Source organism: Nonomuraea sp. NPDC050783 (genome assembly GCF_040802095.1).
Classification (GTDB): Bacteria; Actinomycetota; Actinomycetes; order Streptosporangiales; family Streptosporangiaceae; genus Nonomuraea.
On the sequence record NZ_JBFAHK010000004.1, the window covers coordinates 473284 to 500227 of the forward strand.

A 26944-nucleotide genomic window follows, 5' to 3' on the forward strand; every position below is an offset into this window, starting at 1 on the left:
TACGTAAAGTGACCGCGCCCTTTCTTAGCAGAGTCAAACCCCACTTGTCCGGAAATTCCACACGTTTCGCTAAAATCACTCTACGTAACATTCGCCCCTTACGTGCAGGGCGGCGGCCTCACTTGCACGGATTGGTGTTGACGTCCACCACCTTGTCCTTGAGCGAGTCAGGGATCGCCGACAACACCCGCACCCCCGGCCAGTCCTTGCCGATGACGAGCTGGACGATCGGCCCCTTGGCCGGCACGGCCACCTTCGACGGGTAGGCGTCGGTGGTCACCGGCTTGACCTTGCCCGCCACCGGCGTGCGCTTGTCCTTCGACAGCCGGGCGGCCACCGCGTCGGCGTACGCCGGCCCGTCCTGGGCGTCCTTCTTGGCGTAGCGGACGGCGGTGGTCGCGGTGGCGGGCGCGTTGCCCACCCCGACGACCGGGAAGCCCTGCGCGGCCAGCTCGTCGGCGACCTGCACGGCCTTGCCCTGCTCGCCGCTGCCGTTGAGCACCTGCACCCGGACCTGGCCGTGCTCGATCTTCGGCGCGGACGACCTGCCGGGCGAGGGGGTGGCGGTGACCTCGACGTCGTTGCGCACGGCCTCGAAGAAGTTCGCGGCGGCCGGCTGGCTGAACTGCACCCGGTTCTTGTCCTGCGGGTACGCCTCCACCGGCACCGTGATGCCCTTCAGCTCCTTGGCCGTCAGCCCCTTGACGCTGTTGGCGATCTCCAGCATGCGGTCGGGCGACAGCCCGCTGTCCACGGTGACGGCGGCGGCGGCCGAGCGCAGGAAGTCGTTGAGCTTGACCGGGTTGGTGAGCAGCCCGCCGTCGGTGACCTTCTCCAGCACCTTGGTGAGGAACACCTGCTGGCGCTGGATGCGGCTGAGGTCGCTGCCGTCGCCGAGGGAGTAGCGGGTGCGCACGTACCCGAGGGCCTGCTCGCCGCTGACCACGTGCTTGCCCGCGCCGAGCACCAGCTTCGCCTTGGGGTCGTTGACCGGCTTGGGCAGGCAGATCTCGATGCCGCCGAGGGCGTCGATGATGCCCTTGAAGCCGGTGAAGTCCACCTTCACGAAGTGGTCGATCTTGATGTTGGTGAGCGACTCCAGCGTCTTGATGGTGCAGTTGATGCCGCCGTCGTTGAAGGCCGCGTTGATCTGGCGGACGCCGGGGGCGATCACCGTGCCGTTGCGGGCCCGGCACTCCGGGATCTGGACCACGGAGTCGCGCGGGAAGCTGATCATGGTGGCCTTGTCCCGGTTGGGGGAGATGTGCAGCAACATGATGGTGTCGGTGCGCTCGCCCAGGCCCTGCGACTTGGGGCCGTACTTCTTGTTGTCGCCCTCGCGCGAGTCGGAGCCGACGAGCAGCACGTTGAGCGCCCCGGTCTCCGGCGGCCGGGTGGCGTCGATGACGATCTTCTCCTGGTCGATGCCGCTGAAGATGCTGCGGTAGTACGCGTACCCGCCGAGCGTGCCGGCCACCAGCACGCCCGTCAGGCCGACGCTCACCCAGCCCAGGGGCGTCAGCCGGTTGCGGCGCGGGCGCGGGCCGCCGTCGTGCGGGGACCGGGGGCCGGGGGCGGGACGGGGGCCTCTGTCCGTACTGCCAGGTCTTGCTCTCACACGGTCCACCCCTTGCGCCATGATCGCGCAGCATAGTCACAAACGAGCAGCCACGACGACAAAACTCCGCTTCTCCCCCATCGCACCCCCGGAAGGCCGGAAGGCGCCGAGGCTCACTTGGTAATTCGGCTGCCGGCGCCCGGAGAAGCCTGGCGCGCGCGCCACTTCTTGCTCACCTCGCCGGGATCTCGCCGGGCGGTGAGAGCTCCGTCCGAACCGGGGAATCACGGGCGGGACCACGTGCGATGCCGCCATCATGGCGTTCATGCCGCTCACCGAGATGCCGCCGCCAGGAGCCGTGGAACTGGCCGCGCTGCGGGCCGCGGCGCGGGTGGCGCGCCGGAGCGCCGGCGTCGCGCTCGTGGTCGGCATCGCGCTGCCGGCCGCCGCCCAGGTGCTCGCCGAGCGCGCCACGAGGGAGCAGGCGCCGGCGCTGGCCGCCTTCTCCCTGGCGGCCCTCGCCGCCGCGCTGCCCGTGCTGGCCGTCACGCAGTACGTCTGGGGCGTGCGCGCCCGCCGGGTACGCCACCGGGAGCGCGAGCTGTACGCCAGGGCCCGGTCCGGGCGGGCCCGGCCGCTGAGCCGGCTGGGGGTCGCCGCCTGCTGGGCGGTCGCGCTGCTGCTGGGCTGCGCGCTGCCGCACCTGCTGCGCCGGGCCGCCCTGGATTCCGCCGCGGGCGCCCTGAGCTGGGCGGTCGAGGCGCTCAGGGTGCTCGGGCCGGTGGCGGGGGTGTCGTTCCTGCTGTGGTGGGCACGGGACGTGGCAGGGATGCTGACGCGCGTCCGGCGCCCGGGAGGATCACCTGGCGATCCATGGGACCCCGGCCCCGGCGCGCGTCCGCGGACGGGCGCGGCGCTCTGGACCGGCGCGGCCCTGGCGGTCACCGCCCTGGTCGGGGCCCGCGCCCACCTCTGGGAGCCCGCGACGGGCTGGATCTACACGTTCCTGACGGCCGCCCTCGTCTGCGGAGTAGTTACTGACGAGTAGCATAGGCACGGAACCCCTTTCCAGAACGAGGAGCTAATCCGTGCCTTCCTCTCGTGACGTCGTGTTCGTCGACGGCGTGCGCACGCCTTTCGGCAGGTCAGGGCCGAAGGGGCTGTACGCGGAGACCCGCGCGGACGACCTGGTCGTCCGGGTCATCCGCGAGCTGATGCGGCGCAATCCCGGCCTGCCGCCGGAGCGCGTGGACGAGGTCGCCATCGCCGCGACCACCCAGATCGGCGACCAGGGCCTGACCATCGGCCGCTCGGCGGCGGTGCTGGCCGGCCTGCCCAAGACCGTGCCCGGCTATGCCATCGACCGCATGTGCGCGGGCGCGATGACCGCGGTGACCACGGTGGCCGGCGGCATCGCCTTCGGCGCGTACGACGTGGCCATCGCGGGCGGCGTCGAGCACATGGGCCGCCACCCGATGGGCGAGGGCGTCGATCCCAACCCGCGCTTCCTGTCGGAGAAGCTCGTCGACCCGAGCGCGCTGGTCATGGGCATGACGGCCGAGAACCTGCACGACCGCTACCCGGCGATCTCCAAGGAGCGCGCGGACGCGTACGCGGTGCTGTCGCAGGAGAAGGCGGCCAAGGCGTACGCCGACGGCAGGATCCAGCCCGACCTGGTCCCCACCGCGATCAGGACCGCCGAGAAGGGCTGGGGCCTGGCCGTCGAGGACGAGGCCCCCCGGCCGGGCACCACGATGGAGGCGCTGAGCGGGCTCAAGACCCCGTTCCGGCCGCACGGCCACGTCACGGCGGGCAACTCCTCCGGCATCAACGACGGCGCCACCGGCTGCATCGTGGCCGCCCGCGAGGTGGCCGAGGAGCTGGGCCTCGCGCCGCGGATGCGGCTGGTGTCGTACGCGTTCGCCGGCGTGGACCCCGAGGTCATGGGCGTCGGCCCGATCCCGTCCACCGAGCGCGCGCTGCGCCTGGCCGGGCTGGACATCTCCGACATCGGGCTGTTCGAGATCAACGAGGCGTTCGCCGTGCAGGTGCTGGCCTTCCTCGACCACTTCGGCATCGCCGACGACGACCCCCGCGTCAACCCCTACGGCGGCGCGATCGCCTACGGCCACCCGCTGGCCTCCTCGGGCGTGCGGCTGATGACGCAGCTCGCCCGGCAGTTCGGCGAGCGTCCCGAGGTGCGTTACGGCATCACCACCATGTGCGTCGGCATGGGCATGGGCGGCACTGTGATCTGGGAGAACCTGGCGTGAGCAACATCGACAACTGGCGGGCGCTGCTGGGCGAACGCAACCCCGACGAGGTCGTCACCAAGGCGCTGGTGCGCGACGTGCGGCTGCCCGGCGGCGCGGGCACGATGGCGCTGATCACGCTGGACAACGGCTTCGACCACACCAAACCCAACACCTTCGGCCCGCACGGCCTGCTCGCGCTCGACGAGGCGCTGTCGGCGATCGCCGGGCGCGGCGACCTGGCGGCCGTGGGCGTGACCGGCAAGCCGTTCATCTTCGCCGTCGGCGCCGATCTCAAGGGCGCGGCCGCGGTACGCACCCGCGAGGAGGCGCTGGCCATCGGCGCGCTCGGCCACCACGTCTTCCGGCGGCTGGGCGAGCTGGGCGTCCCGTCGTTCGCGTTCGTCAACGGCGCGGCGATGGGCGGCGGCCTGGAGATCGCGCTGCACTGCACGTACCGGACGATCTCCTCCGGGGTGCCGGCGGTGGCGCTGCCGGAGTGCTCGCTCGGCCTGGTGCCGGGCTGGGGCGGCACGCAGCTCCTGCCGCGCCTGATCGGGCCGGCCGCCGCGATCAAGCTCATCGTCGAGAACCCGCTCGCCCAGAACCGCATGATCAAGGGCAGGGACGCGTTCGAGCTGGGCGTCGCGGACGCGATGTTCGAGCCGGCCGACTTCCTGGAGGAGTCGCTGCGCTGGGCGTCCCGGGTGCTCAAGGGCGAGGTGACGGTCGAGCGCGAGACCCACGACGGCTGGGAGAAGGCCGTGGCGGACGCGCGCTTCCTGGTGGACCTCAAGCTGCACGGCGCCTCCCCCGCCCCCTACCGGGCGCTCGACCTCATCGCCAGGGCCGAGACCGCCACGCCGGACGAGGGCTTCGCCGCCGAGGACGAAGCGCTGGCCGACCTGCTGACGAGCGACGAGCTGCGGGCCGGGCTGTACTCCTTCGACCTGGTGCAGCGCCGGGCCAAGCGGCCCGCGGGCGCGCCGGACCAGGCGCTGGCCCGCAAGATCACCAAGGTCGGCGTGGTCGGGGCCGGGCTGATGGCCTCGCAGATGGCGCTGCTGTTCGCCCGCCGCCTGGAGGTGCCGGTCGTCCTGACCGACCTCGACCAGGCCCGCCTCGACAAGGGCGTCGGGTACGTCCACGCCGAGGTGGACAAGCTCCTGGCCAAGGGCCGCGTCTCGGGCGACCGGGCCAACCGCCTGAAGTCGCTGGTCACCGGCTCGCTGACCAAGGACGCCTTCGCCGACGCCGACTTCGTCATCGAGGCCGTCTTCGAGGACCTGGCGGTCAAGAAGCAGGTGTTCGCCGAGGTCGAGGCCGTGGTCACCGCCGAGTGCGTGCTCGCCACCAACACCTCCTCGCTGTCGCTCACCGAGATGGGCGCGGACCTGGCGCACCCGGAGCGGCTGGTCGGCTTCCACTTCTTCAACCCGGTCGCGGTCATGCCGCTGCTGGAGATCGTCCGGGGCGCCGCGACCGACGAGGCCACCCTGGCCACGGCCTTCGCCGCCGGCAAGGCGCTGAAGAAGTCGGCCGTGCTGGTCAAGGACGCCCCGGCGTTCGTGGTCAACCGGCTGCTGACCGTCTTCATGGGCGAGGTCGTCAGGGCCGTGGACGAGGGCACGCCGCTGGAGGTCGCCGAGCACGCGCTGGACGGGCTCGGGCTGCCGATGACGCCGTTCGCGCTGCTGCAGCTCGTCGGCCCGGCCGTCGGCCTGCACGTGGCCGAGACGCTGCACGCGGCCTTCCCCGACCGCTTCGGCGTCTCGGAGAACATGTCCAAGCTGGTGGCCGCGGGCAAGCCGGGCGTGTACCGGCCGGACTTCAGCCTCGACCCGGAGGCGGTGGCCCTCTTCGCGGGCGGCGACCGGCCGTCCACGGCCGAGCAGGTCCGCGAGCGGGTGCTCGGGGCGCTGGCCAGGGAGATCCGGATCATGCTGGACGAGGGCGTCGTGGCCGCGCCGCAGGACATCGACCTGTGCATGATCCTCGGCGCCGGCTGGCCGTTCCACCTGGGTGGCATCACGCCTTATCTGGACAGGACCGGCATCGCCCAGCCGCGTTTCCTTCCTCCCGGTGTGGCCTCCCTGCCGGCCTGACTCTTTACCGGAGCCCGGTCCTGGACACCGCGTTTCATGACCTCCACCTCCGTAGCGTTACGTCCCGCACGACGAACGGAGAGTAATCATGATGCGAGCAATCGGCACGATGGCCCTGTGCGCGGCGTTCCTGGCGTGCGCGGCCTCCGCCCCCGCGCAGGCCGCGGCGCGCCCTGCCAAGGGCAAGCTGAAGATCGTCGTCGCGGTGAAGGGGTCCCCCACCAAGGGGGTCACCCTTCGCTGCAGCCCCGACGGCGGCACCCACCCGCACCCGAAGGCCGCCTGCGACGTACTGCGCAGGTACAAGGGCGACCTCAGCGGGATGCACGTCCCGAAGTCCAACTCCTGCGGGCCGGAGGTGCAGCCGTACGCGGTGGTCGTCAAGGGCACCTGGGAGGGCAAGAAGGTCGAGTGGAGCAAGGGCTACCGCAACGCCTGCGTGATGAAGGCCGCGGCCGGGGCGCTGCTGTCCTGACCGGCGGATAGAAGGGGGGCGGGCCGGGCACGGCCCGCCCCCCTTCGCGCGCTCAGCGGACGGACTCGCGGACTCCGGTGCGGCTGTGCCGGTAGCCGTAGCCGAAGTAGACGACCACGCCGATGACCATCCAGATCACGAACCGCAGCCAGGTCTCCACCGGCAGGTTGAGCATCAGGTAGACGCAGGCCAGCACCGACAGGATCGGCAGCACCGGCACGAGCGGGGTGCGGAAGGCGCGCGGCAGGTCCGGCCGGGTGCGCCGCAGCACGACCACGCCGATCGAGACCACCACGAACGCGAACAGCGTGCCGATGTTGACCAGCTCGGCCAGCTCCCCGAACGAGACGAACCCGGCCAGCGCCATCGTCACCACGCCGATGATGACGGTGAGGGTGGCGGGCGTGCCGAAGCGGGGGTGCACCTTGGCCAGCGAGCGCGGCATCAGCCCGTCGCGGGACATCGCGAACAGCACCCGCGTCTGGCCCAGCAGCAGCACCAGGACCACGGTGGTGAGGCCGGCCAGCGCGCCCAGGCTGATGATGGTGGCCAGCCAGGGGTGGCCGACGGAGGTGAAGGCGTCCGACAGCGGCGCGGCGGTGCTGAGCCGGTCGTAGCGCTGCATGCCGACGACGACGAGGGAGACGGCCACGTACAGGACCGTGCAGATGACCAGCGAGCCGAGGATGCCGCGCGGCACGTCCCGCTGCGGCTTGACGGTCTCCTCGGCGGCCGTGGCCACGATGTCGAAGCCGATGAAGGCGAAGAACACGATCGCGGCGGCGGCGAAGACGCCCACCACGCCGAACGCGACCGGCGTGATGCCGAACAGCACCTGGATCAGCGGCGCGTTCAGCCCCTCCACCCGCGGCGTGGACACCGGGTCGGGGACGAACGGCGTGTAGTTGGCGGCCTTGACGAAGAACAGCCCCGCCACGATGACCAGCAGCACCACGGCGACCTTGGTGATCACCAGGATGAGGTTGACCCGGGACGACAGCTTGATGCCGGCCACCAGGACCGCCGTGAGGATCGCCACGATGACCACGGCCGGCACGTTGACCACCGGGTCGTCGCCGGCGATCGTGGCCGGCAGCGGAATGCCGATGGAGTTGAGCATGGAGGCGAAGTAGCCCGACCAGCCGACCGCCACCACGGCCGCGGCGAGGGCCAGCTCCAGGATGAGGTCCCAGCCGATGACCCAGGCGGGGAACTCGCCGAGGGTGGCGAAGGAGAAGGTGTACGCCGATCCGGCGACCGGGATCGTGGAGGCGAACTCGGCGTAGCACAGGGCCGCGAGCCCGCACACCACGCCCGCCACCACGAACGAGATCGCCACCGCCGGGCCCGCCATCTCCTTGGCGACCTGGCCGGTGAGCACGAAGATCCCGGTTCCGATGATCACGCCGATGCCGAAGACCGTGAGGTCGAGGGCGCTCAGGCGCTTGCGGAGCTGGTGATCCGGGTCCTCGGTGTCACGGATCGACTGCTCGACGCTCTTCGTGCGAAAGATGTCCACGGCCGGTGATCCTTCCCACACCCTAGGCGATCATTCCTGGCGCGCGCACGTCGGCGCAGCGGGGAGAACACGCTCAATGGTGTGCTGGACGCCCGCGACCGGCAAGACCCAGAGTTCACCGCCACCCCCCGGCGCCGGGGGGTGGCGGTGGGCCGTCGGTGGCGGTGGACCGGCGGCGGGACGTCAGTCGCGGTGGACCGGCGGCGGGACGTCAGTGGCCGTGGACCGGCGGCGGCGGGACGTCAGTGGCGGGCCGGCTCCGCGGCGGCGGAGGTGGTGCGCCTGGCGACGGCCTCGGTGACCTGGCGGGCGAGGTCCTGCCCGGTCAGGCCGATCCGGCCGAGGATCGCGGCGCGCTTGGCGTGCTCGAGGAACTCCTGGGGGATGCCGAAGGTGCGCACCGGCACGTCGACGTCGGCGTCGCGGAGCAGGCGGGCCACGGCGTCGCCCACGCCGCCCACGCGGCCGTTGTCCTCGACCACGGCCACCAGCTTGTGCGCGCCGGCGGCCGGCACCAGCGCGTCGTCCAGCGGCTTGACCCAGCGCGGGTCCACGACGGTGGCGGCGATGCCCTGCGCGTCGAGCAGCACGGCGGCCTCCAGGCAGACCTGGGCCATCGGGCCCACGCCGACCAGCAGCACGTCGGGCTCGGCCGCGGGGGCACGCAGGAGGTCCATCTCGCCCAGCTTGCCGACCGGCTCGACGGCCTCGGCCACCGGGCCCTTGGGGAAGCGCAGCACCGTGGGGCCGTCGGTGACCGCGACCGCCTCGCGCAGCAGCTCGGCGAGCCGGTCGCCGTCGCGCGGCACGGCGATGCGCAGGCCCGGCACGACCTGGAGGATGGACAGGTCCCACATGCCGTTGTGGCTGGCGCCGTCGTCGCCGGTGACGCCCGCGCGGTCGAGCACGACGGTGACCGGCAGGCGGTGCAGGGCGACGTCCATGAGGAGCTGGTCGAAGGCCCGGTTGAGGAAGGTGGCGTAGACGGCCACGACCGGGTGCAGGCCGCCGAGCGCCAGGCCGGCGGCGCTGGTCAGCGCGTGCTGCTCGGCGATGCCGACGTCGTAGATGCGCTCGGGGAAGCGGTCGGCGAAGGCGTTGAGGCCGGTGGGGTGGAGCATGGCCGCGGTGATGGCGACGAGGTCCTCGCGCTCCTTGCCGAGCCGGACGAGCTCCTCGCTGAAGACGTTGGTCCAGATGCGGCCCTTGGGCTTCTCCGTGCCGGTGGCCCGGTCGAAGGCGCCCGGGGAGTGGAACTGGTCCTCGTCGTGGTTCTCGGCCGGGGTGTAGCCGCGGCCCTTCTGGGTGAGGGCGTGCACGATCACCGGGCCGCGGAAGTCGCGGGCCTTGCGCAGCGCCGCCTCCATGGCCTGCTCGTCGTGGCCGTCGATGGGGCCGACGTACTTGAGGCCGAGGTCCTCGAACATGACCTGCGGGGCGAGGACGTCCTTGACGCCCTTCTTGAAGCCGTGCAGGGCGTCGTAGAGGACGGGAACGTTCCCGAGCTTGTCCTTGACGTAGCCGAGCATGTCCTCGTAGCGGCGGTTGACGCGCAGCGAGGACAGGTGGGAGGCCAGGCCGCCGATGGTCGGGGAGTAGGAGCGGCCGTTGTCGTTGACCACGATGACGACCGGGAGGTCCTTGGCGCCGGCGATGTTGTTGAGCGCTTCCCAGGCCATGCCGCCGGTGAGCGCGCCGTCGCCGATCACCGCGACCACCGTGCGGTCGCGGTCGCCGCGCAGCTTGAACGCCTTGGCCAGGCCGTCGGCGTAGGACAGGGCGGTGGAGGCGTGGGAGTTCTCCACGAAGTCGTGCTCGGACTCGGCCTGGCTCGGGTAGCCGGACAGGCCGCCCTCCTGCTTGAGCGCGTCGAAGCCGGCGACGCGGCCGGTGAGGATCTTGTGGACGTACGCCTGGTGGCCGGTGTCCCAGATCACGGGGTCGCGCGGGGAGTCGAAGACGCGGTGCACCGCGATCGTGAGCTCCACCACACCCAGGTTGGGGCCCAGGTGCCCGCCGAAGCGCGCGCACGAGTCGACGAGCAGGTCACGGATCTCCCCTGCGAGCCGCGGCAGCTCCTCGGCGGCGAGCCGTTTGACATCATGCGGTCCTCTTATCCCGCCCAGCAACCCGCTCACGGACGCGACTCCCCTCTGCTGTTGTCAGCGCCGACTCCTCGAGTCTAGTTCGCCGACGCCTCATTGACTCCATCGAGTCAATTCCACCCCTATATGTCCGATCTTGACCTAGTCTTTCGGTACCTATGAACTCCGTCTCCACTGGCAAGGTCGTGGTGCTCGTGGCCGCCTTGCTGGCGTTAGCCCTCGCCGCCGCGGGTCTGGTGCTCGTCCTCGCCGACTCGGCCACGACCTCCGCCAGGCCGGTGAACGAGGCGCAGCAGGTCGCCGCCCCGCCCGCCAGTGCCGCCGAGACCAAGCGGGTCCCGGTGCCCGGCAAGCGCCTGGCCACGGACAGCCCGCTCTACCGCACCGGCCGGCTGACGGACGTGAACTGCACGCCGGGGCCGCTGCCCGCGGGCAGCATCACGGCCTACCGGCGCTTCCTGCTGCGGGTGACGACATGCCTCAACAGGGCGTGGGCGGCCCAGTTCCGCAAGGCGGGGATGCCGTTCAGCAAGCCGCGCCTGCGCATCATCACCGGCAGGGTCCGCACGCCCTGCGGCGCGTGGAACACCGGCGCGGACGGCGTCTACTGCTCCACCGACCGCACGATGTACCTGATGATCAGCCGCGACCAGCTCCGCAACCCGTTCCCGCTCGGCATCACCCGGCTGATCGCCCACGAGTACGGCCACCATGTGCAGCAGATCTCCGGCATCTGGAGCTACTACTGGACCGCCAGGGCGAGCGCCGGCAAGGCCGGCCGGCTGCTGCTGTCGCGCCGGTCGGAGCTGCAGGCCGAGTGCCTGTCGTCGATCTTCATGAGCACGATGCGGGACACGCCGCTGGTCACGGACGCCGACTGGGCGTACACGGTGGACTGGTTCAGGAAGAACGGCGCCAAGGGCTGGCCCCAGAACGACCACGGCAGGGGCCCCACGCAGGCCGCCTGGATGACCCGCGGCTTCAACCGCGGCACCCCGGCCGCCTGCAACACCTGGTCCGCCCCCACCCGCAACGTCACCTGACGGCTAAGGCGTACGTGTCCTGACAAATCGGGAAATAGTGCTTTATTATGCGCCAACGTGCGCACTGCTCTCGTGGTGGCGGGCTGGGGGCTGCTCGCGGGGATGCTCGGGGCCGGGCCCGCGCAGGCCGGGCCGCGGGTGGGGCAGCCGGTGCTGTCCGATGTCATGGGCGGTGACCGGGGCGAGCTGGCGTGCGCCGTCCCGCCGATCAAGGTCGGGTCGGTGGGCTCGTTGCGGGCCTTCCACCGGGCCATGGCCGGGTGCGCCGACCGCTTCTGGGCGGCGCGGTTCGCCGCGGCCGGGATCGCGTACAGCTCGCCCGAGGTGACGATCACCACCGGCGCGGACTCGGTCTGCGGGCGCATCTCGGGCGCCGGCGCCCATTACTGCCCCGAGCAGCGCGCGATCGTCATCCGCATCACCCGGCAGGACCTGCGTGACCCGTTCAGGATGAACATCGCGCACTCCGTCGCCCACGAGTGGGGCCATCACGTGCAGCAGCTCACCGGCGTGCTGGGGGCGCAGGAGGCGCTGTACCAGCAGGCCACCGACCAGGCGCGCACCGTGCTCAGCCACCGGCTGGAGATGCAGGCCGAGTGCTACGCGGGCGTCTTCTACAGCGCCGCGCTGAAGTCGATCAGGCCGGGGATCACCTGGAAGGCGTGGATCGGCGCGGTACGGCAGGCGGAGGAGAGCGAGGTCCACGGCAAGCCGCGCAACCTGGCGTTCTGGCAGGACCGCGGCTACCGCGGCGGCGCCACCGGCTTCTGCAACACCTGGACGGCGGACGGGACGAAGGTCGGCTAGCCACCGGCTAGCCGTTGGCGCGGGCCAGGACCTCCAAGGGGTCGGCGAGGACGTGTGCGAAGGCCAGCTCCGCCGCGCCGACCAGGGTGGCGGAGTCGCCGAGCGCGGAGGTGCGCAGCCGCAGCCGCTCGCGCTGCGGCGCCATGGCGTGCAGGGTGAGCTGCGTGCGCACCTGCGCGGCCGAGCCGAGGTAGACCTCCCGCAGCATGCCGCCGAAGATCACCATTTCCGGGTTGAAGATGTTGACGAGGTTGGCCACGCCAAGGCCGAGCCACTCGCCGATGCGGGTGAGCCCCTCCTGGGCGACGATGTCGCCGCGGTCGGCGGCCTCGACCACCGCGCGCACCGCGTCGCGGCCCTGCTGGCCGGCGCCGAACCGGCCGGCCGCCTCCAGTAAGGCCCGCTCCCCCACCTCGGCCTCCAGGCAGCCGTGCGAGCCGCAGCCGCAGGCCCGGCCGCCCGGGTTGACGACCATGTGGCCGACCTCGCCCCCGTAGCCGTCGTGGCCGCCGAGCAGCTGGCCGCCGGCGATGATGCCGCCGCCGATGCCCACGTCGCCGTGCAGGTAGATGAGGTCCTTGACGGCGACGCCGATGCCCCGGCTGTGCTCGGCCAGGGCCGCCAGGTTGGCGTCGTTGCCCACGCTGACCGGCAGCCCCAGGCCCAGCCTGCGGCCCAGCTCCTCGCCGAACGGCGCCTCCTCCGCCTTGAGGTTGGGGCCGAAGGAGACCACGCCGTCGGCCTTGCGCACGCCGCCCGACACGGCCGCCGCGGCCCCCACGCACACCGTGTCGGCCCTGGTCCTGCGGCGCATCTGCCGGGCGAAGCCGGCCAGCGCGCCGGTCAGCTCGTCCAGCCGGAACGCGCCCCGCCTGCGTACCGCCTCGCGCCGGTCGAGGATGACCCCGCCCAGCCCCACGCGGGCGACCGCGAGCCGGTCGGGGCCGACGTCGAAGGCGAACACGTAGACCCGCGACGACTCCGGCCGCACCACGAGCGAGGGCCGGCCCGCGCGCCCGGTCTCCTTGGGCAGCTCCTCGCGCACCAACCCGGCCGCCGTGAGGTCGGAGGTCAGCGCCATGATCGTGCTGCGGTTGAGCCCCATCTTGGAGGTGAGCTCGGCCCGCGAGGTCGGCCCGCCCAGGTGGACATGGCGAAGCAGCGCGCCGAGGTTGTGGCGCCTGATGTCCTCCTGCGAGGGGCCGGCACGCATGGTCTGGAGTTCCTTCAGGGGCTGCGGGTCGCTGATCACCTTAGACCAGCGATCACCTTAGGCCAGCGGCAGCCGCCCGCCTGCGCGCCAGGGCGTCCACGCCCGCGGCCAGGAGCAGAACGGACCCGGTGACCAGGTACTTGACGCTGGCGCCGTACCCCATCAGGCCCATGCCGTTCTCGATGACGGCCACCACGGCGCCGCCGAGGACGGCGTCGAGCACCCGGCCCTTGCCGCCGAACAGGCTGGTGCCGCCGATGACCGCGGCGCCGACCGCGTACAGCAGCACCGAGCTGCCGCCCGTGTTGGGGTCGACGGAGCTGGCCCGGGAGGCGGCCACGATGCCGCCGACGGCGGCCATCGAGGAGCAGATGACGAACGCGCTGATCTTGAGCCGGTCCACCGGGATGCCCGCGCGGCGGGCGGCCTCGGTGTTGCCGCCGACCGCGTAGAGGTGGCGGCCGAACGCGGTGCGGCGCAGGATGACCGTCCACACCACCAGCAGCACCAGGATGATGGGCACCACGATCGGCACGCCGGTCAGCGACACCAGCGCCGGGTTGCGGCTGCGCTCCAGGTTCAGCGCGAACACCGCGGCTCCGGCCAGCACCGCGAGCGCTCCCACGCGGAAGGCGATGAGCGACAGCGGGTCGGCGGTCAGCCCGCGCTTGGCGCGCCGGTTGGCCCGGACGAGCTGGAGGGCCGCGAACGCCAGCACGCACACGGCGTAGAGCGCCCAGCCGAGCCACGGCGGCAGGTTCTTGTTCGCGATGGCCACGATCGTCGGGTCGTGGATGGAGATGTTCGTGCCTTCCCTGACCAGCACCAGGACCAGGCCCTGGAAGGCGAGGAAGGCGGCGAGCGTCACGATGAACGACGGGATGCCGACCTTGGCCACCAGCGCGCCGAGCACGGTGCCGATGACCACGCCGGTGAGGATGGCGGCCAGCGCGCACACGTACCAGGGCAGGCCGAGGTTGGTGAGCGTGACGGCCAGCACCGCCGCGCATACGCCGCTGGCGAAGCCGGCCGACAGGTCGATCTCGCCGAGCAGCAGCACGAACACCAGGCCCATCGCGATGAGCGTGACGGCGGCGCCCTGGGTGAACAGGTTCGCGAAGTTGATCGCGGTGACGAAGGACGGGCGGGCGACCGCGAAGACCGCGCAGAGCACGACCAGGCCGAGCACGGCGGGCAGCGCGCCCATGTCGCCGCCGCGTACCCGCTGGGCGTAGGCGCGGAAGCTGTTGCCGATGGACGGGGCCTCGGTCGCGGCGACGATGGCCTCGCTGGGGAGTTCCTTGACCTTGCTCATGGGGTGACCCCGTTCTTGAGGCCGAGGTCCCCGCTCCGGCCTGCAGTGATCAGTTCCACGACCTGCGCGTGCGTCACGTCGGCGGTCTTGACCTGGGCGGCCATCCTGCCGAGGTAGAGCGCCGCGATCCGGTCGGAGACGGCGAACACGTCGTTCATGTTGTGCGAGATGAGGACGACGGCCAGCCCCGTGTCGGCCAGCCTGCGGACCAGTTCGAGCACCTGGGCGGTCTGGGCCACGCCCAGGGCCGCGGTGGGCTCGTCGAGGATGACGACCTTGCTGTTCCACAGCACGGCCTTGGCGATGGCGACGGTCTGCCGCTGCCCGCCGGACAGGCTGGAGACCTGCTGCCTGATGGACTTGACGGTGCGTACGGACAGGCTGCTGAGCGTCTTCTCGGCCAGCTCCTCCATGCTGTCCTCGTCGAGCATGAAGCCGCTCTTGCGCTCCCGGCCGAGGAACATGTTCTGGACGATGTCCAGGTTGTCGCACAGGGCCAGGTCCTGGTAGACGATCTCGATGCCCAGCTCGCCCGCGTCGCGCGGGGTGTGGATGTGCACCTGCTTGCCGTCGAAGAGGACCTCGCCGGCGTCGATCGGGTAGATCCCGCCGATGCACTTGACCAGGGTGGACTTGCCCGCCCCGTTGTCGCCGACGAGCGCGGTGACCTGGCCGGCGTAGGCGGAGAACTCGACGTTGTGCAGGACTTTCACCGGGCCGAAGCTCTTGTCGATCCCGCGCACTTCAAGGAGGGGGGTCATGGGGCTCCCTACAGGGGGAGGGTACGGCACCGCGCTCGTGACGCGGGCCGTACCCTTCGGTTCTACTGGATTCCGGCCTCGGTGCACTTCGCGGCGAAGTCACCGGTGCACAGTTCCTCCTTGGTCACGTAACCGTCGGCCACGACGTCCTTGACGTTGTCGGCGTAGATGGCCTGCGGCTCCATCAGCTCGGCGGGAACGTCCTGGCCGGTCTCCGGGTCCTTGACGCTGGAGCTCGCCGTGGGCTTCTCGCCCTTGGCCAGCGCCACCGCCAGCTTGGCACCGGCGTCCGCCTCCTTCTTGACCGCCTTGTAGACGGTCATGCACTGGTCGCCCGCGAGGATGTTCTGCAGGCCCTGGACGGTGGCGTCCTGGCCGGTGACCGGCACCTTGCCGTTGAGGCTGTTCTTCTTCAGCACGGTGATGGCGGCGTTGCCGAGGCCGTCGTTGGCGGCCAGCACGCCGGCGATCTTCGGCTGCTCGGTCAGCATCTGCTCGAAGAGCGTGCCGGCCTTGGTGTTGTCCCACTCGGGCACCGACTGCTCGGGGCCCTTGACGTAGTCGCCGGAGTCGAACTTCGGCTTGAGCACGCCGTCGTAGCCCTCCTTGAACAGCGTCGCGTTGTTGTCGGTCGGCGAGCCGTTCAGGTAGGCGACGATCGGCTTCTCGGCCTTCTTGTCGGTCAGGCACTTGACCAGGCCCTCGCCCTGGAGCGTGCCGACCTTCGTGTTGTCGAAGCTGACGTAGTAGGCGGCGCCGCCGCCGAGGGTCAGCCGGTCGTAGTCGATCACGGCCACGCCCTGGGACTTGGCCTTGTCGATCACGGCCTTGCCGCTGCCGCTGTCCAGGTTGGTGATCATGAGGACGGTGGCGCCGTTCGTGATCATCTGGTCGGCGATGGTCTGGAACGCCGTCTTGTCGTTCTGGGCGTTCTGGATGTCGTACGCGACGCCGGCGGCCTTGAACGCCTCTTCGAGGTACTTGCGGTCCGCCGTCTCCCACCGGGCCGAGGACTTGCTGTCCGGCAGGATGACGCCGATCTTGCCCGCCTTGGCCGCTGCCGAGGCGGGGGCGGACGAGGCCGACGAAGAGGTCTGACCGCTGTCGCCCCCGCAAGCGGTGAGACCGAGGGCGAGCGCGGCTGCCGCGGCGGTCAGGCTGAGGATCCCCTTGCGCATGGTGCAGGGTCCTTTCTTCCGGAGGGGCCCGGATGAATGTTGTTTGCGGCAACGTATTCCGGTACGGCCCTGCTTTGGAAGGGGGTCGAGGCCGGGAGTTTGTTGTTTCCGGTAACAATCCAGAAACGTCGCCTCAATCTGCCGGACTCCCGGACGTCGTCCGGCGGCGTCCAGTTCCGGACAACGGGCGTGACAAGGCCACCGGTTGTTTGCGATACATCGATCAAGGCCATCGGCGTTCGGGGGCGCTGTCCTATCCGCTGGGGGTCCCGTGAAGCGCTTGTGCTCCGTCCTGTCCTCCGTCCTGCTCGTCACCGCGGCGCTGGCCGCCGGGAACGCTCCACCCGCGCGGGCGTTACCCGCGTCGTTCCAGAAACAGGCCGTCCTGAGCGGGCTCGACCATCCCACCAACGTCGAGTTCGCCGCGGACGGCCGGGTGTTCGTGGCGGAGAAGAACGGCCTGATCAAGGTCTTCGACTCGCTGTCCGACACCACCCCGTCCACCTACGCCGACCTGCGCACCCAGGTGCACAACTTCTGGGACCGCGGCCTGCTCGGCATGGCCCTGCACCCGAACTTCCCGGCCGACCCGCGCCTGTACGTCCTGTACACCTACGACGCCGTGCCCGGCGGCACCGCCCCGCGCTGGGGCAGCCCCGGCGGCACCGACGACCCCTGCCCCTCCCCGCCCGGCGCGACCGGCGACGGCTGCCTGGTCACCGGCCGCCTGTCGGTCATCTCCCCCTCCGGCGCCGAGACGCCGCTGATCACCGATTGGTGCCAGCAGCACCCCAGCCACTCCGTCGGCGACCTGGCCTTCGGCCCCGACGGCGCCCTGTACGCCTCGGCGGGCGACGGCGCCAGCTTCAACTTCGCCGACTACGGCCAGGACAACCTCACCGCTTCCGACGTCACCCCGGACAACCCGTGCGGCGACCCGCCCTCGCCGGTCGGCACCGCCCTGTCGCCGCCCACCGCCGAGGGCGGGGCGCTGCGTTCCCAGGACGTGCGGACCACCGGCGACCCGGCCGGCCTCGACGGCTCCCTGATCCGGATAAATCCGGACACGGGGGCGGCGGCCGCCGGCAACCCCAACGCCGCGAACCCCGACCCCAACGCCGCCCGGATCGTCGCCCACGGCCTGCGCAACCCGTTCCGCCTCACCGTCCGCCCCGGCACGTCGGAGATCTGGCTCGGCGAGGTCGGCTGGAACACCTTCGAGGAGATCAACCGGGTCACCGCCCCCACCGCGGCGGTCGCCAACTTCGGCTGGCCCTGCTACGAGGGCGCCGGCCGCCAGGGCGGCTACGACAACCTCGACCTGACGCTGTGCGAGAACCTGTACGCCGCCGGCGCCGCCGCCCACGCCGCCCCGTACTTCGCCTGGAACCACAACGCCCGCCCGGCCCCGAACGACCCGTGCCCGTCGGGCGGCTCGTCGGCCAGCGGCGTCGCGTTCTACGACGGCGGCACCTACCCTGACGCCTACGACGGCGCGCTGTTCTTCTCCGACTACAGCCGCCAGTGCGTGTGGGTGATGACCAGGGGCGCCGACGGCCTGCCCGACCCCGCCACCGTGCGCAACTTCGACTCCGGCATGCCCGCGACCGAGCTGGAGATCGGCCCCGGCGGCGACCTGTTCGCCGTGGACTACGACCACGGCACGCTGGTCCGCTACCTCTACGCCAACACCCCGCCCACGGCCGTCGTCAACGCCACCCCGTCCTCCGGCGACGCCCCGCTGACGGTCGCCTTCTCCGGCACCGCCTCCAGCGACGCCGACGGCGACCCGCTCACCTACGCCTGGGACCTCGACGGCGACGGCGAGCTCGACGACTCCGCCTCCCCCACCCCGTCGTTCACCTACACCCAGCCGGGCTCCCCCGTCGTACGGCTGCGGGTGACCGACGGCAGGGGCGGCCAGGGCGACGCGACCGTGACGATCAACGTCGCCAACACCGCGCCGAGCGCCACGATCACCACCCCGTCGGCGTCCACCACCTGGGCCGTCGGCCAGACCATCGGCTTCTCCGGCACCGGCACCGACGCCCAGGACGGCACGATCCCCGGCTCGCGCATGACCTGGACGCTGATCCTCCAGCACTGCCCGAGCACCTGCCACGAGCATGAGATCACCTCGTTCACCGGGAGCAGCGGCTCCTTCCAGGCCCCCGACCACGAGTACCCCTCGCACCTGGAGCTGCGCCTGACCGTGACCGACGCCCACGGGCTCAGCGACACCGAGAGCGTGGTGCTCCAGCCCAGGACCGTCGCGCTGACGTTCGCCTCCGCGCCTTCCGGGCTGCGGCTCGGCTTCAACGGCGAGCAGGCGGTCACGCCGTTCACCCGCACGGTGATCGTCGGGTCGGGCAACTCGGTCTCGGCGCCCTCGCCGCAGACCTCCGGCGGGCAGAGCCACGCCTTCGCCTCGTGGTCGGACGGCGGGGCCGAGACCCATCAGATCGTGGCCCCGGCCACGGCGACCACCTACACGGCGACGTTCACGCCGGTGCCGCCCGCGGGCGGGCTGGTGGCCGCGTACGGCATGAACGAGGGCTCGGGCAGCGCGGTCGCCGACGCCTCCGGCAACGGCAACCACGGGACCGCCACGGGCACGAGCTGGACGGCGAGCGGCAGGTACGGCCGGGCGCTGTCCTTCAACGGCCTGACGAGCTGGGTCAACGTGCCCGACTCGGCCGGCCTGCGGCTGACCGGCGGCATGACGCTGGAGGCGTGGGTGCGGCCGTCGAGCGTGAACGCCTGGCGCACGGTGGTGATGAAGCGGCACTCCGGCGGCCTGGCCTACGCGCTGTCGGCGGGGGCCCCGGACCGGCTGCCGCACGCCCGCGTGTACACCACGGCGGCGTCCGACCTGGCCGGGGCCGCCGAGCTGCCGGTCAACACGTGGTCGCATCTGGCGGCGACGTACGACGGGGCCGCGCTGCGGCTGTTCGTCAACGGCGTCCAGGTGTCCCAGCGGGCCGTCACCGGCGACCTGCGCACGGACGGCAGCTCGTTGCGGATCGGCGGCAACGGCCTGCTCAACCAGGTCTTCAGCGGCCAGATCGACGAGGTGCGCGTCTACGGCAGGGCGCTCACCCCGGCCCAGATCCAGACCGACATGAACACACCCGTGAGCTGACCTCAGCCCCGGACGTCAGCCCCGGACGACGACGTTCTGGACGATCAGCGCCAGTGCGGAGGCGGCCGCCACCACCAGGACGGCCGCCCGCACCCGCCCCCCGTCGAGGTAGCGCCGCAACGGCCCCGACACCAGGAACCCCACCACCATGGGGACGAGCAGGAACCCGCCCGTCGCCAGCGCCCGCCCAGGCAACTCGTCCACGATCGCCAGGATGACGAGCGACTGGGCGGCGCTGAGGAAGAAGAACATGGCCAGGGTGGCCCGGATCTGGGGCCCCTTGGCCGTCTGGTAGACCAGCGCGACGGGCGGCCCGCCGATGCCGGTGGCGGTGCCGGTCACCCCCGACACGAACCCCGCCGAGGTGATGGTGACGCCGTTGCGCGGCACGCTGAGCGCCCGCGCCGTGAGCGCCACCGCCACGAGCACCATGACGGCCACGAGGACGCCTCTGGTGTAGACAGAAACGTATACAACGACGAGCGCGCCGAGCACGCTCCCCGGAACCCTCCCGAGCACCGCGAACCCCAGCCCCCGCCAGTCCACGCGGCGCCACTCGGCGGCCAGCGTGAACAGCGGCAACGTCATGTTGACCACCTGGATGGCCCCCGGCATCAGGTCCGGTTCCAGCATCGTGAGCACGGGCGCCGCCACCAGCCCGAGCCCGAACCCCACCCCGCCCTGCACCACCGCCCCGACGAAAACCGCCAAACCACCAAGTACCAGCACCAATGCCGCATGAGTCATGCGAAAGAGTCAACCATCTTTACTCACTGTTGCCGCTCATGCCTCCGGAGTGACCATCGGCCTGTAGGGTCCGTACAGACGCCGACGTAGCCTGCGGAGTATGACGATGAAGCCTAAAGCCACCACGATCCGCGTCAGCGTCAAGACCCGAGACCGACTAGCCCGCATCGCCCGACAGGAGGGCCGGACCATGACCGAGGTGCTCAACGACGCCATCGCCGACTACGAACACAAGCAGTTCTGGCAGGAGGTCGACGCACAGGTCGAGCGGACGCAGCGCGAGGACCCCGAAGGATGGGCCGACTACCTCGCGGAGCGCGATCTCGTCCTGGGGCCGCGGCCACGCTCGCGCCGCGTGGCGCCCGAGTGGAAGGGCCTGATCGCCTTTCCCGAGGAGAAGCATGAAACTCGCACAAGGTGAGATCTGGTTCGCCCGGTTCGGCAGTCCGACCGGGCACGAGCAGGGCTACGACCGGCCCGCGCTCATCGTCAGCAACGACAGCCTCAACCACTCACGGCTGGGGCTCGTCCTGGCGGTGCCGCTGACCACCCGCGAACGCGGTTATCCGACGCACGTCCGCGTCGGCCGCGGTGACAGCGGCCTGGCCAGGCCGAGCTGGGCGATGGTCGAGCAGGTGCGCGCCATCTCGCCCGACAGGTTCGACTTCTTCGTGGGCAACGCGCCCGAGGAGGCCGTCGCGCAGGCGGTCATCGTGCTGAAGCGCATGGTGTGACACGCCGTCCGGCGAACCGATACTTCGCCGGACGGCATGCTCATCGTGCCACATCCGCCGCTCGCCAAGCTGCCGATCGTGCACCCCCTCCCGATCGTGCTCGCCCTCGCCACGGCGCTGTCGGCCGCTCCCGCGGACGCGGGAGTACCTGCGGACCGTCGTGACCTGTCTCGACACGTCGTGGAAGGCGTACGTCACGAAGGCCGGGCGCCCGTTCCGCGAGCCCGCCGTGCGCTACTTCGAGGAGCCGGCCGACCGCGTGTGCGGCGGCGACTGGCCCGCGCAGGCGGCCGCCTTCTACTGCGTCGAGCGGCGCACCCTCGTCTTCCCGCTCACCGGCGGCTGGATCGAGGGCCGCGACGACCTCTGGCTGGAGCGCGGCTACCGGGCCGTCTCCCCCTCGGCCTGCGACACCTGGCGGGCCCCCGCCTCGCGCGTCGCGTAGGAGCGCAGGCGCAGCTCCAGGCCGTCGAGCACGAGCTGGAGGCCGTCCTCGAACGCCTGCTCCCCCTGCGGGTCACCGCTCTGCCTCAGCGCGGCCATGACGCGCGGGTGCGCCGCCGCGAACGCCTCCATGTCGGGCAGGGCCTCGTCACCGCCCCTGCGCGCCCTGTCGGCCTGCTCCTCCAGCACGAACCCGGCGACGTACCCGCCGAGGACGGACAACCCGCGGAAGGCGTCGCCGACGGTGAAGCCGACACGCTCCAGGGTCGCCACCGTGCGCTCCACCGCCGCGAGCACCTCGGGTGACGGCCGCGTGCCCGCCACCAGCCTGGCGCCGTCGCGGTAGGCGTTGAGCATCGCCCGGTCGGCCCGCGCGTGGCCGGCCAGCCACGCGCGCCACTCGCCCGGCTCCGCCAGCTCCGGCCGGGACAGGTGCCGCGCGGTCATCGCCGCCGCCATCGCGTCCAGCAGCTCCTGCTTGCTCGCGAAGTGCCAGTAGAGCGCGGGGGCCCGCACGCCCAGCTCGGCGGCGAGCTTGCGCAGCGTCACCCCGTCGAGCCCGGCCTCGTCCAGCAGGCGCAGCGCGGCCGCCACGATGGTCTCTCTCGCCAGTGCCACGGTTGACAGCTTAACAACGTTAGAGGACCCTTAACACTGTTAGATTTAACACCGTTAAGGAGGCTCCGGCCATGATCAGAACTGAGGGGCTGCGCAAGCGGTACGGGGACCGCGAAGCGCTCAAGGGCATCGACCTCGACATCCCCGCCGGCACCGTCTGCGGCCTGCTCGGGCCCAACGGCGCCGGCAAGACGACCGCCGTCCGCATCCTCGCCACCCTCCTGCGCCCCGACGCGGGCCGCGCCGAGGTCGCCGGCCTCGACGTGGTGCGGGACGCGGCCCGCCTGCGCTTCCGCATCGGCCTGGCCGGGCAGCGCGCCGCCGTGGACGATCTGCTGACCGGCCGGCGCAACCTGGAGCTGTTCGGCCGCCTCTACCACCTGTCCAGGGCCGGGGCGCGGCGCAGGGCGGGCGAGCTGCTGGAGCGCTTCGGGCTGGCGGAGGCGGGAGGGCGGCCGGTGCGCGAGTACTCGGGGGGCATGCGCCGCCGCCTCGACCTGGCGGCGAGCCTCATCGTGTCGCCACCGGTGCTGTTCATGGACGAGCCGACCGGCGGGCTCGACCCGCGCAGCCGGCTGGGGCTCTGGGAGGTGCTGCGCGAGCTGGTCGCGGAGGGCACGACGCTGCTGCTCACCACCCAGTACCTCGACGAGGCCGACCACCTGGCCGACCAGGTGGTCGTGCTGCGGGAGGGCGTCGTCGCCGCGGCCGGCTCGCCCGCCGCGCTCAAGCGGCAGGTCGGCGGCGACCGGGTACGCGTCGTCTTCCGCGAGCCCGCGGACGTGCCGGCGGGCCTGCGCGCGCTGGGCCACGCGCCACCCCCGCCACCCCCGCCACCGGCGCCGCTCGCGCGCGACGGCCGCGCGGCGACCCCGCCACCCGCGCACGGCACCCACGAGGCGACCCCACCGCTCGCGTGCGACGGCCGCGAGGTGGTCCTGCCCGCCGGGGACGGCGCGCAGGCGCTCGTCCGCGTCGCCGCCGCCCTCGGGGCGGCCGGCATCCCCGTGGAGGACCTGGCCCTGCGCCGCCCCACGCTCGACGAGGTCTTCCTCCACCTCACCGCCTGACGACCGCGCGCGCAAGGAGAGCCCCCCATGCACCAGACCATGCACCAGACCAGGCACCAGACCAGGCACCAGACCGTGTACGAGACCGTGCGCTGGACCGTCAGCGACTCCCTCACCATCGCGGGCCGCACCTTCTCCCGCCTCAGGGCCCAGCCGGGCGAGATCGCCGGATTCCTCGTCTTCCCGGTGATCATGACGGTGCTGTTCGGCTACGTCTTCGGCAGCGCCATCACCCTGCCCGGCGGCGGCGACTACCGCGACTACCTGATGCCCGGCATCTTCATGCAGGTCATGGCCATGACCGCGACCTCGTCCGCCACCGCCGTGGCCGAGGACATGGCACGCGGCGTCATCGACCGCTTCCGCGCCCAGCCCGTGGCCCGCGGCGCCGTACTGGCCGGCCGCAGCCTGGCCGACCTGTCGCTGCACCTGCTGTCGCTGGCGGGCATGGTGGTCACCGGCGTGCTGCTGGCGGGCTGGCGCCCGCACGGGACGCTCCCCCGCACGGCCGCCGCGTTCGCGCTGCTGGCGCTGTTCGGGTACGCGATGCTCTGGGTCGGCACCCACATCGGCCTGTACGTCAGGAACGGCGCGCAGGCGGACGCCGCCACGTTCGGCTGGCTGTTCCCCATGACGTTCCTGGCCAACACCTTCGTCCCCACTGGCGGGCTGCCGGCCTGGCTCAGGCCGCTGGCCGACTGGAACCCCATGAGCGCCGTGGTGGCGGCCGCCCGCGAGTTGTTCGGCAATCCGGCTCCGGCGGCCACCGCCTGGCCGCTCCGGCATCCGGTCGTCGCCGCCCTGGCCTGGTGCCTGGCGCTGCTCGCGGTGTTCGGCCCCCTGGCCGTGCGCCGCTACGCGCGGATGTCACGCTGAGGGGCCGGGACAGCAGGAGCCGCCCGGCGGGGGTGTCCCGCCGGGCGGCTCCGAAGGAGATCGGGTGGTTCCCCCGATGCGGGGCGCGTGAGAACCGCGCCCGACCCCCGGCCCCCGCCCGGCTCATGACCGGGCGGGCACCGGGAAGATCACTTGGCCAGCAGCGAGCGCAGGACGTACTGCATGATGCCGCCGTGCCGGTAGTAGTCGGCCTCGCCGGGCGTGTCGATGCGCACGACCGCGTCGAACTCGACCTCGCCCGCCCTGACGTGGACGGTGCGCGGGATGCCGCCCTGGTTGAGCTCCTCGACGCCGGTGATGTCGAACGTCTCCTCGCCCGTCAGGCCCAGCGACTCGGCCGTCTCGCCCTCGGGGAACTGCAGCGGCAGCACGCCCATGCCGATGAGGTTGGAGCGGTGGATGCGCTCGTAGGACTCGGCGATGACCGCCCGCACGCCCAGCAGCGCCGTGCCCTTGGCGGCCCAGTCGCGCGAGGAGCCCGAGCCGTACTCCTTGCCGGCCAGCACCACCAGCGGCGTGCCGGCGGCGGCGTAGTTGACCGAGGCGTCGTAGATGAACGACACCGGGCCGTCGGCCTGGGTGAAGTCGCGGGTGTAGCCGCCCTCGGTGCCGGGGGCGATCTGGTTGCGCAGGCGGATGTTGGCGAACGTGCCGCGGATCATCACCTCGTGGTTGCCGCGCCGCGAGCCGTAGGAGTTGAAGTCCTTGACCTCGACGCCGTGGGCCTGCAGGTATTGGGCGGCCGGGGTGCCGACCTTGATCGAGCCGGCCGGCGAGATGTGGTCGGTGGTGACCGAGTCGCCGACCTTGACCAGCACGCGGGCGCCGGTGATGTCGGTGACCGGCTGCGGCTTCTCCGGCATGCCGTCGAAGTAGGGGGCCTTACGCACGTAGGTGGAGTCGGGGTCCCACTCGAAGGTGTCGCCGGTCGGGATCGGCAGCGAGCGCCAGTGGTCGTCGCCCTTGAAGACGTCGGCGTAGTCGCGCTCGAACATCTCGCGGCCGATCGAGGAGTGGACGACCTCGGCGATCTCCTCCGGCGAGGGCCAGATGTCGCGCAGGTAGACCGGCTGCCCGTCGGAGCCGGTGCCGAGCGGCTCGTTGTCGAGGTCGATGTCCATGGTGCCGGCCAGCGCGTAGGCCACCACGAGCGGCGGCGAGGCCAGGTAGTTCATCTTGACGTCGGGGTTGATCCGGCCCTCGAAGTTACGGTTGCCGGACAGCACGGCGGTGACGGCGAGGTCGTTGGCCTGGATGGCCTCGGAGATCTCCGGCAGCAGCGGGCCCGAGTTGCCGATGCAGGTGGTGCAGCCGTAGCCGACCAGGTTGAAGCCGATCTTGTCGAGGTAGGGCTGGAGCCCCGAGCGCTCGAAGTAGCCGGTGACGACCTGGGAGCCGGGCGCGAGCGAGGTCTTGACCCACGGCTTGCGGGTCAGGCCCCTGTCGACGGCGTTGCGGGCGAGCAGGGCCGCGCCGAGCATGACGTAGGGGTTGGAGGTGTTGGTGCACGAGGTGATCGCGGCGATCGAGACGATGCCGTGGTCGATCTCGAACGAGGTGCCGTCGGCCAGCGTGACCGGGACCACGGTGTGCGGCCGCTCGCCGTTGAGGTCGGCGGCGTGCGGCTTGTCGCCGTTGCCGTCGTGGCCGATGGCCGGGGAGTCGGAGGCCGGGAAGGACTCGGCGGAGGCCTCGTCGGCGGGGCCCTGCACGCTGGGCGCGTAGTCCTTGACGGCGGCGCGCCAGGCCCGCTTGGCGTCGGACAGCGCGATGCGGTCCTGGGGGCGCTTGGGGCCGGCGATGGAGGGCACGACGGTGCCGAGGTCGAGCTCGATGTACTCGGAGAAGACCGGCTCGGGCGCCGACGGGTCGAGCCACAGGCCCTGGGCCTTGGCGTAGGCCTCGACGAGGGCGATCTGCTCCTCGGAGCGGCCGGTCAGGCGCAGGTAGTCGGTGGTCTGGCCGTCGATCGGGAAGATCGCGCAGGTGGAGCCGAACTCGGGGCTCATGTTGCCGATCGTGGCCCGGTCGGCCAGCGGCACGGAGGCGACGCCCTCGCCGTAGAACTCCACGAACTTGCCGACCACGCCGTGCTTGCGCAGCATCTCGGTGATGGTCAGGACCAGGTCGGTGGCGGTGGCGCCGGCGGGCAGCTGCCCGCTGAGCTTGAAGCCGACCACGCGCGGGATGAGCATGGAGATCGGCTGGCCGAGCATCGCGGCCTCGGCCTCGATGCCGCCGACGCCCCAGCCGAGCACGCCGATGCCGTTCTCCATCGTGGTGTGGGAGTCGGTGCCGACGCAGGTGTCGGGGTATGCCCGGAGAGTGCCGGCCTCGTCGCGGGTCATGACGACGCGAGCCAGGTGCTCGATGTTGACCTGGTGGACGATGCCGGTGCCGGGCGGGACGACCTTGAACTCGTCGAAGGCGGTCTGGCCCCAGCGCAGGAACTGGTAGCGCTCGCGGTTGCGCTCGTACTCGCGCTCGACGTTGCGCTGGAAGGCGTCGGGGTGGCCGAAGTAGTCGACGATCACCGAGTGGTCGATGACCATCTCGGCCGGGGCCAGCGGGTTGATGCGGGCCGGGTCGCCGCCGAGGTCGCGTACGGCCTCGCGCATGGTGGCCAGGTCGACCACGCAGGGCACGCCGGTGAAGTCCTGCATGATGACGCGGGCGGGGGTGAACTGGATCTCCACGCTGGGCGTGGCGTTCGGGTCCCAGCCGCCCAGGGCGCGGATGTGGTCGGCGGTGATGTTGGCGCCGTCCTCCGTGCGCAGGAGGTTCTCCAGCAGGATCTTCAGGCTGTACGGGAGGCGTGCGGCGCCTTCGACGGCATCCAGCCGGAAAATCTCATATGACGCGTCGCCGACGCGCAGCGTGTCACGGCTGCCGAAGCTGTTCGCGGACACGGTGATTCGCCTCCTCATCAGACCGGTGTTCAGTCAATCCTGCCGCACAGCC

Annotated in this window: 22 protein-coding genes; 12 read left to right on the forward strand and 10 right to left on the reverse strand. The window is 71.7% G+C overall.

Going from position 1 to position 26944, the window contains the following annotated elements:
• Positions 1-118: 118 nt before the first annotated feature.
• Positions 119-1504: an LCP family protein gene (locus AB0H75_RS13615; RefSeq protein WP_367795475.1), complete on the reverse strand. Its 1386-nt coding sequence runs from the start codon at positions 1502-1504 to the stop codon at positions 119-121.
• 379 nt (positions 1505-1883) lie between these two features.
• Here AB0H75_RS13615 and AB0H75_RS13620 point away from each other — a divergent pair, with 379 nt between their 5' ends.
• The 4 genes from AB0H75_RS13620 to AB0H75_RS13635 all read left to right on the forward strand — a co-directional run bounded on the left by AB0H75_RS13620 (position 1884) and on the right by AB0H75_RS13635 (position 6390).
• Complete coding sequence (locus tag AB0H75_RS13620) at positions 1884-2606, forward strand: hypothetical protein (RefSeq protein WP_367795478.1); 723 nt, start codon at positions 1884-1886, stop codon at positions 2604-2606.
• Positions 2607-2667: 61 nt separating this feature from the next.
• Positions 2668-3831 carry an acetyl-CoA C-acyltransferase gene (locus tag AB0H75_RS13625; RefSeq protein ID WP_367796006.1) on the forward strand — a complete coding sequence of 388 codons (1164 nt, stop codon included), beginning with the start codon at positions 2668-2670 and terminating at the stop codon, positions 3829-3831.
• Entirely contained in the window at positions 3828-5915 is a 2088-nt protein-coding gene (locus AB0H75_RS13630; RefSeq protein ID WP_367795481.1) for a 3-hydroxyacyl-CoA dehydrogenase NAD-binding domain-containing protein, read from the forward strand. The genes AB0H75_RS13625 and AB0H75_RS13630 overlap by 4 nt, the downstream gene beginning before the upstream one ends.
• Before the next feature lie 88 nt (positions 5916-6003).
• Positions 6004-6390, forward strand: coding sequence for an SSI family serine proteinase inhibitor (locus AB0H75_RS13635; protein ID WP_367795484.1), 387 nt, complete (start codon positions 6004-6006; stop codon positions 6388-6390).
• A gap of 52 nt (positions 6391-6442) precedes the next feature.
• On the opposite strand, the gene AB0H75_RS13640 is transcribed toward AB0H75_RS13635, so the two are convergent.
• Both AB0H75_RS13640 and dxs read right to left on the reverse strand, forming a co-directional pair.
• Complete coding sequence (locus tag AB0H75_RS13640) at positions 6443-7909, reverse strand: amino acid permease (RefSeq protein WP_367795487.1); 1467 nt, start codon at positions 7907-7909, stop codon at positions 6443-6445.
• Positions 7910-8151: 242 nt separating this feature from the next.
• The gene (gene dxs, locus AB0H75_RS13645; protein WP_367796009.1) at positions 8152-10038 is read right to left on the reverse strand and encodes a 1-deoxy-D-xylulose-5-phosphate synthase; all 1887 of its coding nucleotides are present in this window, start codon (positions 10036-10038) and stop codon (positions 8152-8154) included.
• A gap of 134 nt (positions 10039-10172) precedes the next feature.
• On the opposite strand from dxs, the gene AB0H75_RS13650 reads away from it, so the two are divergent.
• Together AB0H75_RS13650 and AB0H75_RS13655 are read left to right on the forward strand one after the other, a co-directional pair.
• Positions 10173-11057: a neutral zinc metallopeptidase gene (locus AB0H75_RS13650; protein ID WP_367795490.1), complete on the forward strand. Its 885-nt coding sequence runs from the start codon at positions 10173-10175 to the stop codon at positions 11055-11057.
• A gap of 57 nt (positions 11058-11114) precedes the next feature.
• A complete protein-coding gene (locus AB0H75_RS13655; RefSeq protein WP_367795493.1) occupies positions 11115-11864 on the forward strand; it encodes a neutral zinc metallopeptidase in 750 nt (249 codons plus the stop codon).
• Between the two features lie 7 nt (positions 11865-11871).
• On the opposite strand, the gene AB0H75_RS13660 is transcribed toward AB0H75_RS13655, so the two are convergent.
• From AB0H75_RS13660 to AB0H75_RS13675, 4 genes are all read right to left on the reverse strand, one after another.
• Positions 11872-13077, reverse strand: a complete 1206-nt coding sequence (locus AB0H75_RS13660) for an ROK family protein (RefSeq protein WP_367796012.1) — start codon at positions 13075-13077, stop codon at positions 11872-11874.
• Positions 13078-13129: 52 nt separating this feature from the next.
• On the reverse strand, positions 13130-14392 hold the full coding sequence (locus AB0H75_RS13665) for a sugar ABC transporter permease (protein WP_367795496.1): 1263 nt from the start codon (positions 14390-14392) through the stop codon (positions 13130-13132).
• Positions 14389-15153: an ATP-binding cassette domain-containing protein gene (locus tag AB0H75_RS13670; protein WP_367795499.1), complete on the reverse strand. Its 765-nt coding sequence runs from the start codon at positions 15151-15153 to the stop codon at positions 14389-14391. The genes AB0H75_RS13665 and AB0H75_RS13670 overlap by 4 nt, the downstream gene beginning before the upstream one ends.
• 62 nt (positions 15154-15215) lie before the next feature.
• Complete coding sequence (locus AB0H75_RS13675) at positions 15216-16331, reverse strand: sugar ABC transporter substrate-binding protein (protein WP_367795502.1); 1116 nt, start codon at positions 16329-16331, stop codon at positions 15216-15218.
• Between the two features lie 271 nt (positions 16332-16602).
• Between AB0H75_RS13675 and AB0H75_RS13680 the strand changes: the two genes are divergently transcribed.
• A complete protein-coding gene (locus AB0H75_RS13680) occupies positions 16603-19473 on the forward strand; it encodes a LamG-like jellyroll fold domain-containing protein (protein WP_367795505.1) in 2871 nt (956 codons plus the stop codon).
• Between the two features lie 15 nt (positions 19474-19488).
• On the opposite strand, the gene AB0H75_RS13685 is transcribed toward AB0H75_RS13680, so the two are convergent.
• Entirely contained in the window at positions 19489-20184 is a 696-nt protein-coding gene (locus AB0H75_RS13685) for a TSUP family transporter (RefSeq protein ID WP_367795508.1), read from the reverse strand.
• Positions 20185-20320: 136 nt separating this feature from the next.
• Here AB0H75_RS13685 and AB0H75_RS13690 point away from each other — a divergent pair, with 136 nt between their 5' ends.
• From AB0H75_RS13690 to AB0H75_RS13700, 3 genes are all read left to right on the forward strand, one after another.
• Positions 20321-20641, forward strand: coding sequence for a hypothetical protein (locus tag AB0H75_RS13690; protein WP_367795511.1), 321 nt, complete (start codon positions 20321-20323; stop codon positions 20639-20641).
• Complete coding sequence (locus AB0H75_RS13695; RefSeq protein WP_367795514.1) at positions 20622-20954, forward strand: type II toxin-antitoxin system PemK/MazF family toxin; 333 nt, start codon at positions 20622-20624, stop codon at positions 20952-20954. The genes AB0H75_RS13690 and AB0H75_RS13695 overlap by 20 nt, the downstream gene beginning before the upstream one ends.
• 160 nt (positions 20955-21114) lie before the next feature.
• On the forward strand, positions 21115-21399 hold the full coding sequence (locus AB0H75_RS13700) for a hypothetical protein (RefSeq protein WP_367795517.1): 285 nt from the start codon (positions 21115-21117) through the stop codon (positions 21397-21399).
• On the opposite strand, the gene AB0H75_RS13705 is transcribed toward AB0H75_RS13700, so the two are convergent.
• Positions 21336-22016: a TetR/AcrR family transcriptional regulator C-terminal domain-containing protein gene (locus tag AB0H75_RS13705; protein ID WP_367795520.1), complete on the reverse strand. Its 681-nt coding sequence runs from the start codon at positions 22014-22016 to the stop codon at positions 21336-21338. The two genes, AB0H75_RS13700 and AB0H75_RS13705, sit on opposite strands and share 64 nt — an antisense overlap.
• A 71-nt stretch (positions 22017-22087) precedes the next feature.
• On the opposite strand from AB0H75_RS13705, the gene AB0H75_RS13710 reads away from it, so the two are divergent.
• Both AB0H75_RS13710 and AB0H75_RS13715 read left to right on the forward strand, forming a co-directional pair.
• Complete coding sequence (locus AB0H75_RS13710) at positions 22088-23086, forward strand: ATP-binding cassette domain-containing protein (RefSeq protein WP_367795523.1); 999 nt, start codon at positions 22088-22090, stop codon at positions 23084-23086.
• 27 nt (positions 23087-23113) lie between these two features.
• A complete protein-coding gene (locus AB0H75_RS13715) occupies positions 23114-23962 on the forward strand; it encodes an ABC transporter permease (RefSeq protein WP_367795526.1) in 849 nt (282 codons plus the stop codon).
• A gap of 149 nt (positions 23963-24111) precedes the next feature.
• Here AB0H75_RS13715 and AB0H75_RS13720 read toward each other — a convergent pair whose 3' ends face one another.
• A complete protein-coding gene (locus AB0H75_RS13720) occupies positions 24112-26892 on the reverse strand; it encodes an aconitate hydratase (protein WP_367795529.1) in 2781 nt (926 codons plus the stop codon).
• Positions 26893-26944 lie beyond the last annotated feature (52 nt).